A 12,995-nucleotide genomic window follows, 5' to 3' on the forward strand; every position below is an offset into this window, starting at 1 on the left:
GTATCGCGTGTATCGTACTCGTAAAATAGTTAGGAGGTTTCACCATGTCCATTCAACGACCGCGCTCGGAGCAGCTTTATGCCGAAGCGCTTGAGCATATTGTCGGCGGCGTCAACAGTCCATCCCGCTCGTTTAAAGCGGTAGGCGGCGGTGCGCCTGTCTTCATGAAACGCGCGCAAGGCGCGCATTTCTGGGATGTCGACGACAATCGCTATATCGATTATTTGTGTGCCTACGGACCGATTATTACGGGTCATGCCCACCCGCATATCACGGAGGCGATCACTACTGCCGCCACGAACGGCACGCTCTATGGAACGCCAACGGAGCTGGAGATTCAACTGGCGCGCATGCTGAAGGAAGCGATCCCTTCCATGGATAAAGTGCGATTCGTCAACTCCGGCACGGAAGCCGTGATGACGACCATCCGCGTCGCGCGCGCCTACACGAAACGCAGCAAAATCATCAAGTTCGCCGGCTGCTATCACGGCCATTCCGACCTGGTGCTCGTTGCGGCAGGCTCCGGTCCTTCCACGCTCGGCATTCCCGACAGCGCAGGCGTACCAACCAGCATCGCCAGCGAAGTCATCACGGTGCCGTTCAATGATCTCGACGGCCTTCGTGTCGCGCTCGACACCTTCGGCGACGAGGTCGCAGCCGTTATGGTCGAGCCCATCGTCGGCAACTTCGGCATGGTTATGCCTAAGCCGGGCTTCCTTGAGGGGCTGTGCAAAATAACCCGCGATGCCGGCGCGCTTGTCATTTACGACGAAGTCATCAGCGCCTTCCGCTTCCACTACGGCAGCGCGCAAACGTACCACGCCTTCCCGGATCATGCTGCCATCGAGCCGGACCTTACGGCGCTTGGCAAAATCATCGGCGGCGGCTTGCCGATCGGCGCCTACGGCGGCCGCAAGCATGTGATGGAGCAGGTCGCGCCGCTCGGACCTGCTTATCAAGCGGGTACGATGGCCGGCAATCCGGCATCCATCTCCGCCGGGATTGCCTGCTTGGAAGTGCTGCAGCAGCCCGGCGCCTACGAGCGCATGGATGCTTTGGCCGCGCAGCTCGCGGATGCGCTTCAAGCGTCAGCGGATAAGCATGGTATCGCGCTTACGATCAACCGTATTCGCGGCTCGTTCTCCGCTCATTTCTGCGATCATCCCGTTACCAATTACGATGAGGCGCAGGATACGGACGGCGAGAAGTTCGCGGCATTCTTCCGCTTCATGCTGGATCAAGGCATCTGCCTTGCCCCATCCAAGTATGAAGCGTGGTTCCTGACCACCGCCCATACGGACGAAGATATTGCAGCGACAATAGCCGCTGCGGAGCAAGCTTTTGCCGCGATGGCGAAGTAAATGAAAAAGGCTGAACAGGAGTGGATCTCCTGCTCAGCCTTTTTTGTATGAATTGGCTTGGGGCCGGGCGGGCCCTTCGCCTTCTTCTCATGTCCGACCGGACTTTGAAACGCGGCGGCAGGGCTTCGCTTCATGGCAAACGGTCAAATGGGATCGCGCACGTTCACTTTACGATGCCCGAAATTTTAACGAATCGTACGAGCCTTATTTCATCAAAAAGCAGCGATTTGAAATTCTAACGAATCCTACAGGTCTTATTTGCTCCAAAACCAATGTATCTCAGCCCATTTCGGCCAAATAAGACCTCTGTGATTCGTTAGAATAATTATTGAGCCATTTTCCCTCAAATAAGGCTTCTACGATTCGTTAGAGTATCGAAAGTGCGATTGGCAAACGTGAAGTTAGCGAACAAAGCACCGGCTTAGAGCTGTTGATGTAAAGGCGGCGTCGACGCAGCACGATAATCACGGCAAGAAAGAAAAAAGGGCAAGCCATACAAGTTGGTCATGAACACTTGAGAAAAAAAGCTTCTCCATCACGTTCACGCCATCCTAAGTATAAGCGAGCGCAATAAGTCATAATCATTTTCACAAAAAAACCTTCGTGCCAATGAACCGTTATTCCATCAGCGCCACCACGCCGGCTATAAGGAACGGAATCGCGAACAACGTCGCGATCACCAGCCATCCCATCGGCCTCCCGAAATTCAATGTCCAACCGATGCCATATTTCTTAGGCACAAATATGGACGGGTCCTGGGGATTATAATAGATGCCGCCTGCCATCCAGCGTCCCTCTTCTCCCAGATCGCCCTCACTCTGCTGCGATAACCGCAGCCTCCTGATATAGATGATCAGAAAAGCTAAGCCCCCAATAATCAGCAGAAACAAGGCTATCGTTCCAATGAGAAGAAGCGGTCTCGACCAGCCGTACAGCGTAGTGGCTTGTACATAACTGAAGTACAAGACGAGCAAGAGCGACAGTCCATACAGAAAAACACTGTTCGCATACCGAAATTGCCGGCTTTTCTCGTTCGTCATCTCCGGTCCCGTTTGCTGCTTCGCATGCTTTACAGCGTAATCCGCTCCCATCATGATGGCGAGCAGAAACAGCTGCACGATGTTAAACAGGAACACCGGACCGAAACCCTTCGCAGCATAGCGGTCGGGGTGAAAGGTAATATTGTAATGCACCGCGAGCTTATCGGGAATTTGATCCCACAGCAATACAGCGGATATGGCCGATACCGCAATTAAGGCCACTTGAAGCAAATACCAGCCGGGTGCAACCGACTGTTTGTGATTCGTGCTCATTCCAGTGAATCTCCCATCCTCGTCAAATCGCTTCGATATATGTTCAGACAAGCTTTGCTGAATTCAGCTTCCGTCATCCCTCTGGCCCGGCCTTCCGCCGCTAATGCACGCAGCTGCTTTGCAAGCCGTTCCTTGTAGCCGTCCGTCACGCGCGGCATTTCGTTAAGTGCAGGGATGAGTACGCCTAATTTGCCATCATACCGCTCCTGCAGAAAGCCTTCCTCCATCAGCGTATGATAAGCTTTATGAACAACCGTTGATTTTACCCTTAGATCCGAAGCCAGCCGCCTTGCCGAAGGCAAGGTTTTGCCGGGCTTCAGTGTTCCGGAGGCAATGCCCGCTATGATTTGGTGCGCAATTTGCTCCTGAAGCGGCACGTCTCCGTGCACATCGAGCTCAATAAACATCCTGCCCGCCTCCCCTCATGAAAGCTCCCTACGCTATCATATGCAAAAGAACGCCTCTTCTCCCGTCATACTTGACGGTTGCAGAGACGTTCTCGAAACTTAGCTGCCTGATTCCGCTTGCTGGAGCGCTTGCACAAACTCGTCGTGAATATGTCCGTTTGAAGCTGCCACATGGCGTACACCCAGATCATATGGACTGCCTTTTACATCTGTTACCCGTCCGCCGGATTCTGTAATCAGCAGCGAGCCCGCCGCCAAATCCCATGAATTCAGGCCGATCTCCCAGAAACCGCTGAGGCGCCCGGATGCAACATAAGCCATATGCAGCGCCGCCGAGCCGCCGGAACGAATATTCCGCACCTGCGGTACCAACGCTTGAAGCCCTTTCATATTGAGCGGAAGCGCATACTGCTGATCCGCCGGGAAGCCTGTCGCGATCAAGCTGTCACGCAGCGTTTCCTCCGCGGAAACCCCCATGCGGCGACCGCGCACATAAGCGCCCTTGCCCTTCTCGGCCACGAACAACTCGTCTCGAATGGGATCATACACCACGCCAACGATAACTTCGCCTTTATGCGCAAGCGCAATCGATACCGAGAAGAACGGGAAGCTATGTACGAAATTCGTCGTTCCGTCCAGCGGATCTACGATCCACAGATACTCTGCATCTCGTACGCTTTGCAGCGCCTTAGTCGATGCCTCCGGTCCCGGCTGCACGCCTTCCTCACCCAGAAAAGAATGCTGAGGGAAATGCGTCATCACCAAATTGCGGATCATCGTCTCCGCGCCTTTGTCCACTTCCGTAACCAAGTCTTGTGCTGAATATTTTAGCGAAAGGCTTGTATGATTGCCAAGCTTCGTCTTAATCCATTCTCCGGCCTTCGCTGCACAGTTAATCGCGACAGCGGTAAAGCTCTTACCTCCGACAACCTGCTCACTCATGGTTAAACCACGCTACTTTCCTATGAGTTCATAAATGCTTTACTACTATACGTTAGTGTTTGTGCAAAGTTTCGTTCAAAGTCAAGTTCAACATCTTACCTATTTTACTCTAATTAACATTACAAATGCCAGCAGTGATCCCATAAAGAAAACCCCCTACTGCCAAAGCCATGGCAATACGAGGTTTTAGCGTCTACAGTCGCTCTGCGTTTGAATAATCGCATTTCGTATTCATCCATAATTTCACTTAAGAGCAGTTCATATTTTCTCCCAGGGAAAAGATACAAGTTGTATACAAGAATGTGTCGAATGATGCTTTTTTGCAACTGAATTCAAATTCTCCAATTCAACTGCTTGTTTGCTACTACTCACCGAGCTTACCAGACTTAAAATGTCGAATAATCACGAATAACAGCGGCTTTCTGTTATCCCCCAGACTTAGAAATCGCAAACTCGACTTCCACCGCTAATTTGCCTGCTTATCGGAGTCGTTCACACGATTACTATTACATTTCTCCATACACTGTTTCACCTTTTCAATGGTTTCACCTAGAGCTTGGGATTGGAGCAATATGATTACCCATTCTATTTCTTTGGCTTCGTCTTTTGCAGCGTATAACATAACCGTTCGACCCCTCCATTATGTCATTTATATTCACTACAGCAAGGAAACTAGGGCTAATTGCCCGAAAGCCAATAAGATCTCTCTTCCATAATCATACAATTTTCACACATAAAAGGATGTCGAAAGGTGTTTTACGTAAAAATATTTTATATTGATCCATAAATCCTCATATTCACAGCATTTTCTCGAGGAATAGTAGCATTTTCATGTCGTTACAACACGAACATTGGCAGTCTATGTTAATAATTTCTCTTATTCAGCCATTAGTAGCACCTAATAAAATACATTTTGTATCGCAATCCTCACATAAAACAAGAAAAGACGACCCCCGAAAAGAACTCGGCATCCGCCGACTTCCCTCAAGAATCGCCTCTCTATTACGCGCCTACCTTATACCCCGACGATATTGTATCCGTTATCCACATAAATGATTTCGCCTGTAATGCCGCGGGACAGATGGCTGAGCAGGAACATTGCCGTATCGCCGACTTCTGCTGCTTCCGTCGTTTTGCGAAGAGGGGATTTCTCCTCCACTTGGCGAAGGATCGAGTTGAAATCCTTGATCCCTTTGGCAGCCAGCGTCCGGATTGGACCTGCCGAAACCGCGTTGACTCGAATGTTGTGCGGCCCCAAATCTGCAGCGAGATAACGAACGGAAGCTTCCAAAGCCGCCTTCGCCACGCCCATGACATTGTAGTTGCGAAGCGCGCGTTCGGCACCGAGGTACGTCATCGTCATGATGCTGCCGCCTTCGGTCATCAGCGGATATACGCGCTGAGCTACAGCCGCAAGCGAGTAAGCACTGATGTCATGCGCCAGCGCGAAGCCGGCACGCGAAGTGTCGACGAACATGCCGTCAAGCTCCTCTGTTTTCGCGAATGCGATGCTGTGAACCAAGCCATGCAGCACGCCGAACGACTCTTTCAGTTGAACCGCAAGCGATTCGATTTCTTCATCCACCGTAACATTGCATTGGAGGAACAAAGAACCCGGAATGGTCTCCGCCAGCTTGCGTACCCGCTCCTCTACGCGCTCATTCTCGTATGTAAAAGCTAGGCGAGCCCCCTGCGCAGCAAGCGACTGAGCGATCGCCCAGGCAATACTGCGGTCATTCGCCACACCCATAACAAGCACATTTTTCCCTGCTAATAATCCATTCATCGTTTCACAATCCTCTCGAGAATATTTGTGAGTCCATGATGATTGACCAGGGTGTGATTGCACCTTAGGAAATTCTCCAGAAATGATAGCGCTTCCTTAACCAAAAATAACCTAAGGCACTGAAAAGATCAAGCTTTTCCTGTCCCTTAGGTTATCTCGATACTTCCGCCGTTGATGACACGAATGCCTGCCCCTTCGGCTTCCAGCTGGCGCATATCCGCCATGAGCTGCAGCAGCGCCGCATCCTTCTGCTTCGCTTCGATCATGACGTCCAGCTGATCGATCGAGCCGGCCGTTTCACGCAGAAATCGCAGCAGCGGGCCCACGTCGACATTGTCGGCATGGCCGCGCGGATCGCGCTCGCTCTTCGGACTGGATACATGCAGCTTTGGCGGCAATGCCAACGGCTGTCCGTCCGGCCCCGTCCATGTCCGCAGAATGCGCGGCCACAACTCGCCATACAGCGTACTGTCCGTTTCGCCCCCGTCGTTGACCGCATGATGATGGATATCCAGCACCATCGGCGTTCCGACCGCTTCGGCAGCGCCGAGCGTTTCACGGACGGTAAACGTTTTGTCGTCATTTTCAAGCGTGACCCGGTTGCGGATCCGATTGTCCAACTGACCGAACTGCTGCACGAACCGCTCCGCAGACGCAGGCTTGTCCCCGTATGCACCGCCGACATGGATGTTGCACTTGGCGGACTCGTCGAGTCCCATATGCTCCAGCATCCGAACGTGATACTCCAAATCCTCCTTGGACTTCGCCAGCACCTCCGGTCTAGGCGTGCTGAATACGCAGAAGTGGTCCGGATGAAAGGAAAGCCGCATCCCCTTCTCCTTCGCATACTGCCCGATTTCGGCAAAAGCTTGCTCCAGCGGCGGATACGGGTTCCAATCTTTCAGCGCATCATGGGTAGCAAGCGGAATGATCTTCGAGGTCATGCGGTACACAAACACATCATGACCGACGCAGTGCCTCATTAAGCGTAGCGTGGTGCGAAGATTATCCTCCGCGATCCGCTCCAGTCTGCGAAGCGCAGCCTCGCGATCATCCAGCTTGGAAAATGTCGCATACGTCATGGTCCGCGAAGGAGAAGCGTTATCGAGCAATACGCTCATGGCAACGAAGCCGAAGCGAACAATCATGCCTGATCCCCGAAGAACATTTCATAAGCCAGCGCCGTCTGCACGCGCGCTTCTTCCTCCGTCAGCTTACGAACAAGCTCCATCTCCACTTCCGTAACTTCCTCGCCTTGAAAATTAATTTCGGCAATGGACACGCGGATTTTCACGATTGCGATCGCTTCGTTCTCCGGCGTGTAAGCAATAACCTTCTGACCGGTTGGGTATACGCGGAAGCCGCTCTTTACCATTTTGCCCCGGCCGTACTCCAGCAGCTCGTACAGCTCTTGCTTGGATTTGAATTTGCATACGGAGTTAAACTCGGTTTGGAATCCCATGAACAAACCTCCAATAGTTAATAAAGTGTGGTATAATCCTCGGTCGCTGTGAGCTTGTACGTAGGCTGCAGCCCAGCGAGCCCGGCGGTCGCTTCACACTAGCCTCGCCAACGCGAGCCTACCTATGTAATGACTACAAAAAAACGGGGAAAACCAGCCCTTAAGCCGGCGTTCCTCCGCTATAATCGATCAGTTGCTTTTCTGCATGACGCTCGATCGCAAGCGCGATCAGGGTATCGAGAAGTTCCGTATACGGAACGCCGCTTTCCTTCCACATCAGTGGATACATGCTGTATGGCGTAAAGCCCGGCATCGTATTCACTTCATTGATAAACAGCTGGCCGTCTTCCTTGCGCAGGAAGAAGTCGACGCGCGACAATCCGGAGCCGTCAATCGCAAGGAACGCACGAAGCGCCATTTCGCGTACGGAATCCGATACTTCAGCCGGAATGTTGGCCGGAATATGCATCATCGATTTTCCATCGATGTATTTCGCTTTATAGTCGTAGAACTCGCTTGAAGACGTAATTTCGCCGACGACGGAAGCACGCGGCTCATCGTTGCCAAGCACGCTCACTTCAATTTCACGCGCATCTACAAACTCTTCGACGATGATTTTACGGTCAAAACGAAGCGCGTACTCCACGGCCGCGATCAGCTCTTCGCGGTTGCGGGCTTTGGAAATGCCCACGCTGGAACCAAGGTTCGCCGGCTTCACGAAGCAAGGATAGCCGAGTGCAACTTCAATTTCCATAATGTAAAAGTCCGAATCCTTCTGCCACTGCGTTCGGTTGAAGTAGCGGTACACGCACTGGGGCAAGCCTTCTTGCGCGAAAACTTTCTTCATCGTGATTTTGTCCATGCCCACTGCCGATGCCAGAACGCCCGCGCCGACATATGGAATGTTCGCCATCTCGAACAAACCTTGAATCGTGCCGTCCTCCCCGAAGGTACCGTGCAGCAGCGGGAATACGACGTCGATCTGACCCTCGTCAGCCGTTTCAACCGCATCGACTTGTTGGCCCACGGAAGATATCTTCACTGCCCCGGCTACCGAGGAGATGTCGATCGAAGCATCCGGAATCTCCGGAGACTGACCTCCGAATACCGGCATAAGTGCTCCGGTACCGATGATCGCGTCGCCTCCGGCAAGTCGCAGCTGCTCCAGAGCGCTTGGCGGAGCCAGCAGTGTATCCCCTGCGCGCCATTCGCCGTCTTTTCCGATATAGAAAGGTTTAATTTCGTATTTGCTGTAGTCAAAAGCTTTCATGACCGCAAGAGCGGTTTGTAGAGAGACCTCGTGCTCGCCTGAGCGCCCTCCGTAAACAAGTCCTACGCGCACTTTCTCCCCCATGATTCAGTCCTCCGGTTATGTTAAAATTCCCATGCTTATGGGTTGTCATACTCTCCTGGGTTAATGCGCAGGTTAAAACTCATCCGCAATATGAAAAAAACGGTATTTCGTCTGCTCCGTCCATGCATAGGAATCCTGATAATCCCAATATCGGTGACGGCTTGCAACCGTGTTGGCGTTCACAAGCGGCATGCCGGCTGCATCGAATGCAGTCACAACCGTACTATGCTGGAAACGGTTATCGCCGCTCCAGTCATACGTGATAATATCGCCAAGGGCAAGCTGATCGGCGGAATCGACGACAGTCGCTCGCAAAGCAGAGCTGTGAGGAGCCGACAAATAAGTCTTCAGCGCATTGGATACAGCCCAGCTGTAGCTCCAATTTTCTCGGCCGCCGCTGAAGCCGCGGTACCACCAGCCGGAATCCCTTTTACCAGTATAGTTCATCGGTGCGCTGCCTGCAAAGAGGCATTGGGACACGTAATTCGTGCAATTCACCTCAAAATTCTCGTACGCGGGATTAGGTTCGTTCCACCAACGATCGGCATAAGCGGCCGCCAAATCCCTCCTATATCTGACACCTGCCCGAGTATGTTTGAAAAACGGCAAAACATCATAATTTATATAAGGTATGGATTGCTGCTGACTGCCGGCAGTAGCTTCCCGCTCCTGCATCAGCTCAGCGGCAAGGATAGCATCGGACGAGCTGTAGCGCGGCCGCCGCTCCGAGACGATTGGTTCAATACGGGAGATTACGTATTCGTCTCCCTCGGCGCTCAGCCACAGCCGTTCACGATCACAGCGTTCCTCCTGATACGTACGTCCATTATGATCAATTGTTCGTTTGATGCGCAGCTCAATAAGCACCACCACCTCCGACCGCGAGCTGGACTCGCTGATCCGGATAAGCTCGGCGCTCGTTTCGCTGCGCGAAGGAAGAACGCCGCGAAGCAGCTCCTGCTCACGCAGCCGGTCCAGCCGCTGCGTAAACCGATGCAAGTGATCCTCGTCGCGGATGATCTCTTCGAACGGCGGCGCATAGCGGTCGATCTCGGCCTGATTGTACAGCTTGACGTAGCGATGAACAGCAGCCTTCCAGCCTTCCGGCTGAGACTGCTGCGCTGACACCCGGGATGGCGACTCCGACTTAGGCTCGCGGCTGCGGCTCGGCTTGCCGCTGCTTCTCGGTTCCGCTCCCAGTAGAGTCGCCCGGCTCTGCACCGTGCTTTTTGCGGGAGCTGCAGGTTTGTTGCTTCCGACCCATATTCGCGTTCGCGGCACGCTGGTTCCCCTCCTTGTTCTGCCATTAGGACAGCACGGAACCGAACACCGGATGCGTGCGTGAACGGTTCATGCATAACTATAGCCGTATTTTTCCTTGGACCGATAAAGTTGGTTCATTATATGTGCAGGCGGGCGAATTCATGTAAAAACGGGCGAAACATCTTCACCGGAAGGTGATATTTGGACTTTCTAAATGGAATAAAAAACGCTATACTTAGGGTATCAAATGTTTTTTGAAATTGTGTTTCACACAGTGAAACCACAAAATGATTATGGATGCCAAGGAGGCGCGAATTGCAAATGACACATCAAAACGAATACTCCGTTCGCGAATCGCTTGAAGTCGGCGGTAAGCCTTATGCTTACTACCGTTTGGGCGGTCTGGAAGAGCAAGGCCTGGGAAAAATCTCGAAGCTCCCTTTCTCCATCAAAGTGCTTCTTGAGGCAGCTGTCCGTCAATTCGACGGCCGCGCAATCACGAAAGAACATGTCAAGCAGCTTGCAACTTGGGCTGATGGCCGCGAAGACAAAGAAATTCCTTTCATCCCCGCACGTATCGTACTGCAGGACTTCACCGGCGTACCGGTTGTAGTCGATCTGGCAGCAATGCGCGATACCGTGAAGAAATCAGGCGGCGACCCGAAACAAATCAACCCGCTCGTTCCGGTTGACCTTGTAATCGACCACTCGGTTATGGTTGATGCTTTCGGTACTCCTGAAGCACTTGAATACAATACAGACATCGAGTTCAAACGTAACGGAGAGCGTTACCGCTTCTTGCGTTGGGCGCAAACGGCATTCGAGAACTTCCGCGCAGTGCCACCGGGCACGGGTATCGTTCACCAAGTTAACCTAGAGTACTTGGCTTCCGTTGCAGCAACGAAATCCATTGACGGCGAAACTGTCGTTTACCCGGATTCCCTTGTAGGTACGGATTCCCATACTACGATGATCAACGGCCTTGGCGTAGTCGGCTGGGGCGTTGGCGGTATCGAGGCAGAAGCAGGTATGCTTGGCCAACCGCTTTACTTCGTTACACCGGAAGTTATCGGCTTCCGTCTGACAGGCAGCTTGGCAGAAGGCGCTACAGCGACTGACCTTGCCCTGACAGTTACGCAAATCCTTCGTAAGAAAGGCGTAGTTGGCAAATTCGTCGAGTTCTTCGGCCCTGGTTTGTCCAACATCAGCCTCGCTGACCGCGCAACAGTTGCCAACATGGCTCCTGAGTATGGCGCTACAGTCGGTTTCTTCCCGGTTGACAGCGAAACGCTTAACTTCCTGCGTGCTACCGGCCGTGAAGAAGAACAAATCGCACTCGTTGAAGCTTACTACAAAGCACAAGGCATGTTCCGTACAGACGATACGCCGGAGCCTGCATTCTCCGACATCGTAGAGCTGGACTTGTCCACAATCGTACCTTCCCTTGCAGGTCCTAAGCGTCCGCAAGACCGCGTTGAGCTGACGAACATGAAAGAAGCGTTCAACAGCATTATCCGCACACCGATCGACAAAGGCGGCTACGGTCTGAGCGACAACAAGATCGAAGAGTTCGTTGAAGTGAAACACACGAACGGCCAAGTTAGCAAAATGGGTACGGGCGCAGTTGTAATCGCAGCGATCACCAGCTGTACGAATACGTCCAACCCAAGTGTTATGCTCGGTGCTGCACTCGTAGCGAAGAAAGCCGTTGAGCGCGGTTTGAAGAAACCGGCTTACGTGAAGAGCTCCCTAACACCGGGTTCCCTGGTTGTTACCGAGTACCTGAAGAGAGCGAACCTGCTTGAGTCCCTTGAAGCACTTGGCTTCCACGTTGCAGGCTATGGCTGCGCAACTTGTATCGGTAACTCCGGTCCGCTTCCGGATGAAGTAAGCAAAGCGATCGCGGATAACGATATGACGGTTGCGGCTGTTCTTTCCGGTAACCGTAACTTTGAAGGCCGCGTTCACGCACAAGTGAAAGCCAACTACCTGGCATCTCCGCCGCTTGTTGTTGCTTACGCTCTTGCAGGTACTGTGAACATCGACCTGTCCTCCGATCCAATCGGTTACGACAGCAAGAACGAGCCTGTATACTTGAAAGACATCTGGCCAACATCCAAAGAAATCGCGGATACCATTGCCGCAGCGATGAGCCCTGACATGTTCCGCGACAAATACGCGAACGTATTTACGCAGAATGAGCGTTGGAACGCAATCGATGTACCGACTGGCGAAAGCTATGAGTGGGATGATAAATCCACTTATATCCAGAACCCGCCGTTCTTCGAAGGCCTTGGCGCTGACATCGGCGACATTGAAGATATCAAAGGTTCGAGCGTACTCGCGCTTCTTGGCGATTCCGTTACGACTGACCATATTTCGCCGGCTGGTAACATCAAAGCTGACAGCCCTGCAGGCGAATACCTGATCAAACACGGCGTAGACAGAGTCGATTTCAACTCCTACGGTTCCCGTCGCGGTAACCATGAAGTTATGATGCGCGGCACATTCGCCAACATTCGTATTCGTAACCAAGTGGCTCCGGGCACAGAGGGCGGCGTAACGACTTACCTGCCAACCGAAGAAGTCATGTCGATCTACGATGCTTCCATGCTGTACCAGAAGAACAACAAGAACCTTGTCGTTATCGCTGGTAAAGAGTACGGAACAGGAAGCTCCCGTGACTGGGCGGCAAAAGGTACGTTCCTGCTCGGCGTGAAAGCCGTTATCGCAGAAAGCTTCGAGCGTATCCACCGCTCCAACTTGGTAGGCATGGGCGTACTGCCGTTGCAATTCCAAGCTGGAACGAGCTGGAAAACATTGAACATCACAGGCCGCGAAACATTCGATATCGTGGGACTGAGCAACGATGTGCTGCCAAGTCAAACGGTTCAAGTAGTCGCTACTCGCGAAGACGGAACAACGTTCGAATTCCCGGCTATCGTTCGTCTCGACTCCATGGTGGATGTCGATTACTACCGGAACAGCGGTATTCTTCAAACCGTTCTCCGTCAAATGATCGCAGCAAACAACAAGTAATTCCGGCAATAACCGATAAGCGGGTCCGCTCCTCATGGAGCGGACCCGCTTATTTTGTAGTTCAATCT

At 52.5% G+C, this 12,995-nt stretch carries 10 protein-coding genes; 2 read left to right on the forward strand and 8 right to left on the reverse strand.

The window, feature by feature from the left end:
• Nucleotides 1–44: 44 nt before the first annotated feature.
• Entirely contained in the window at nucleotides 45–1,361 is a 1,317-nt protein-coding gene (locus BM412_RS24230) for a glutamate-1-semialdehyde 2,1-aminomutase (RefSeq protein WP_091224109.1), read from the forward strand.
• A 617-nt stretch (nucleotides 1,362–1,978) separates the two neighbouring features.
• Here the strand turns inward: BM412_RS24230 and BM412_RS24240 are convergent.
• The 8 genes from BM412_RS24240 to BM412_RS24275 all read right to left on the reverse strand — a co-directional run bounded on the left by BM412_RS24240 (nucleotide 1,979) and on the right by BM412_RS24275 (nucleotide 9,906).
• A complete protein-coding gene (locus BM412_RS24240) occupies nucleotides 1,979–2,674 on the reverse strand; it encodes a DUF5808 domain-containing protein (RefSeq protein ID WP_091224111.1) in 696 nt (231 codons plus the stop codon).
• Complete coding sequence (locus BM412_RS24245; protein WP_091224112.1) at nucleotides 2,671–3,081, reverse strand: GntR family transcriptional regulator; 411 nt, start codon at nucleotides 3,079–3,081, stop codon at nucleotides 2,671–2,673. The genes BM412_RS24240 and BM412_RS24245 overlap by 4 nt, the downstream gene beginning before the upstream one ends.
• Before the next feature lie 99 nt (nucleotides 3,082–3,180).
• The gene (locus BM412_RS24250) at nucleotides 3,181–4,023 is read right to left on the reverse strand and encodes an inositol monophosphatase family protein (RefSeq protein ID WP_091224113.1); all 843 of its coding nucleotides are present in this window, start codon (nucleotides 4,021–4,023) and stop codon (nucleotides 3,181–3,183) included.
• A 1,015-nt stretch (nucleotides 4,024–5,038) separates the two neighbouring features.
• Nucleotides 5,039–5,809 (reverse strand): enoyl-ACP reductase FabI, encoded by a 771-nt coding sequence (fabI, locus tag BM412_RS24255; protein ID WP_090978824.1) that lies wholly within the window; start codon nucleotides 5,807–5,809, stop codon nucleotides 5,039–5,041.
• 146 nt (nucleotides 5,810–5,955) lie between these two features.
• The gene (gene uvsE, locus BM412_RS24260; RefSeq protein WP_091224114.1) at nucleotides 5,956–6,957 is read right to left on the reverse strand and encodes a UV DNA damage repair endonuclease UvsE; all 1,002 of its coding nucleotides are present in this window, start codon (nucleotides 6,955–6,957) and stop codon (nucleotides 5,956–5,958) included.
• Nucleotides 6,954–7,271, reverse strand: coding sequence for a hypothetical protein (locus BM412_RS24265; RefSeq protein ID WP_090978819.1), 318 nt, complete (start codon nucleotides 7,269–7,271; stop codon nucleotides 6,954–6,956). The genes uvsE and BM412_RS24265 overlap by 4 nt, the downstream gene beginning before the upstream one ends.
• 160 nt (nucleotides 7,272–7,431) lie before the next feature.
• Complete coding sequence (locus tag BM412_RS24270; protein ID WP_091224115.1) at nucleotides 7,432–8,625, reverse strand: D-alanine--D-alanine ligase; 1,194 nt, start codon at nucleotides 8,623–8,625, stop codon at nucleotides 7,432–7,434.
• Nucleotides 8,626–8,697: 72 nt separating this feature from the next.
• Entirely contained in the window at nucleotides 8,698–9,906 is a 1,209-nt protein-coding gene (locus BM412_RS24275; RefSeq protein ID WP_256256568.1) for an amidase domain-containing protein, read from the reverse strand.
• Between the two features lie 303 nt (nucleotides 9,907–10,209).
• Here BM412_RS24275 and acnA point away from each other — a divergent pair, with 303 nt between their 5' ends.
• The gene (gene acnA, locus BM412_RS24280) at nucleotides 10,210–12,927 is read left to right on the forward strand and encodes an aconitate hydratase AcnA (RefSeq protein WP_091224116.1); all 2,718 of its coding nucleotides are present in this window, start codon (nucleotides 10,210–10,212) and stop codon (nucleotides 12,925–12,927) included.
• Nucleotides 12,928–12,995: the final 68 nt, after the last annotated feature.

This window comes from Paenibacillus sp. BC26, assembly GCF_900116125.1.
GTDB lineage: Bacteria > Bacillota > Bacilli > Paenibacillales > Paenibacillaceae > Paenibacillus_Z > Paenibacillus_Z lignilyticus.

Bases quoted from the DNA above. Each gene is read 5' to 3' on its own strand.
- BM412_RS24230 (WP_091224109.1), top strand. From the start codon at position 45: ATGTCCATTCAACGACCGCGCTCGGAGCAGCTTTATGCCGAAGCGCTT.
- BM412_RS24240 (WP_091224111.1), bottom strand. From the start codon at position 2,674: ATGAGCACGAATCACAAACAGTCGGTTGCACCCGGCTGGTATTTGCTT.
- BM412_RS24245 (WP_091224112.1), bottom strand. From the start codon at position 3,081: ATGTTTATTGAGCTCGATGTGCACGGAGACGTGCCGCTTCAGGAGCAA.
- BM412_RS24250 (WP_091224113.1), bottom strand. From the start codon at position 4,023: ATGAGTGAGCAGGTTGTCGGAGGTAAGAGCTTTACCGCTGTCGCGATT.
- fabI (WP_090978824.1), bottom strand. From the start codon at position 5,809: ATGAATGGATTATTAGCAGGGAAAAATGTGCTTGTTATGGGTGTGGCG.
- uvsE (WP_091224114.1), bottom strand. From the start codon at position 6,957: ATGATTGTTCGCTTCGGCTTCGTTGCCATGAGCGTATTGCTCGATAAC.
- BM412_RS24265 (WP_090978819.1), bottom strand. From the start codon at position 7,271: ATGGGATTCCAAACCGAGTTTAACTCCGTATGCAAATTCAAATCCAAG.
- BM412_RS24270 (WP_091224115.1), bottom strand. From the start codon at position 8,625: ATGGGGGAGAAAGTGCGCGTAGGACTTGTTTACGGAGGGCGCTCAGGC.
- acnA (WP_091224116.1), top strand. From the start codon at position 10,210: ATGACACATCAAAACGAATACTCCGTTCGCGAATCGCTTGAAGTCGGC.